Below are 1,419 nucleotides of genomic sequence, written 5' to 3'. Positions count from 1 at the left end.
CGGTCCAGGTGCCGGCCGCGGCCGCCGCCGGCACCTGGACCGGGGCGAGGGAATCGAGGAAGCCGGCGAGATCGCCGAGCACCGGATGGGCGTAGAGATCGGCGACCGAGACACCGCCGTGACGGGCCCGCAGTTCGGAGACCAGACGGGCCGCGGTCAAACTCGAGCCCCCCAGCGCGAAGAAATCGTCACCGGCGCCGGCCGGAGCCGTCCCCAGCACACGCTCCCACTGCCCGGCCAGCCAGCCCGCCGTACCCTCCAGAACCCCGGCACCGGCAGCACCGGCCGCGCCGTGCGGGCCGGCGGCGCCGTGGTCACCGGCAGCGCCGGTGGCGCCGTGCGGGCCGGTGGCGCCGTGGGGGCCGGTGGCGGTGGCGGGCAGGGGCCAGGGCAGAGCAGCCCGGTCCACCTTGCCCGAGGTCCGGGTGGGCAGGGAGTCCACCACGGCCAAAAGGGGCACCAGCGGCGCGGGCAGGCGCTCCAGCAGCAGACGCCGCGCCTCGCCCAGATCCAGGCCCCCACCGGGTGGGGCCACGAGGTAGCCCACCAGCAGGTCCGCGCCGGCCGGGGTCCTGCGCACCGCCGCGGCCGCCGCGCGAACCCGCGGCAGCGCCTGGAGAGCGGCATCGACCTCCCCCAGCTCGACACGGCGCCCGCCCAGCTTGACCTGGTCATCGGCACGGCCCACGAAGACCAGGCCCTCGGGCTCGTTCCGCACCAGATCACCACTGCGATACACCCGCGGGGACACCAGAGCGGGATGAGCGCCGAACTTCTCCGCGTCCTTGGCCTCATCCAGGTAACGGGCCGCTCCGACACCACCGATCAGCAGCTCACCCGTGGCATACCAGGGCACCGGACGGCCCGCCCCGTCGACCACCGCGATCTCCCAGCCGTCCAACGGCACACCGATCCGCACCGGCCCGCCCGGCAGCAGACGCGCCGCGGTGGCCACCACCGTGGTCTCCGTCGGACCGTAGGTGTTCCAGAACTCACGGCCCTCACCGGCCAGACGCTCCACCAACTCGGCCGGACACGCCTCACCACCGACGATGATCAGCCGCACCCGCTCCAGACACCACTCAGGCCACAGCGCCAGCAGCGTCGGCACCGTCGACACCACCGTGACACCCCGCTCCACCAGCCACGGCCCCAGATCCGCGCCGGCCTTCACCAAAGACCGCGGCGCCGGCACCAGACACGCGCCATGACGCCAGGCCAGCCACATCTCCTCACACGAGGCGTCGAACGCCACCGACAGACCCGCCAGAACCCGGTCCCCCGGCCCCAACGGCCGCCCGGCCAGGAAAACACGGGCCTCGGCATCCACGAACGCCGCCGCCGAACGATGCGTGACCGCCACACCCTTGGGCCGCCCCGTGGTCCCGGACGTGAAAATGACCCACGCGTCATCCCCCG

1 protein-coding gene is annotated in these 1,419 nt (G+C 74.0%); it reads right to left on the bottom strand.

Annotation, left to right across the window (positions count from 1 at the left end):
• Nucleotides 1-1,419: non-ribosomal peptide synthetase (locus J0670_RS37965; RefSeq protein ID WP_207817322.1), on the bottom strand; the 1,419-nt coding region annotated here is incomplete at both ends.

Source organism: Streptomyces sp. FH025, from assembly GCF_017427025.1.
Taxonomy (GTDB): Bacteria; Actinomycetota; Actinomycetes; order Streptomycetales; family Streptomycetaceae; genus Kitasatospora.
This window is presented reverse-complemented; position numbering and strand designations above follow the sequence as displayed.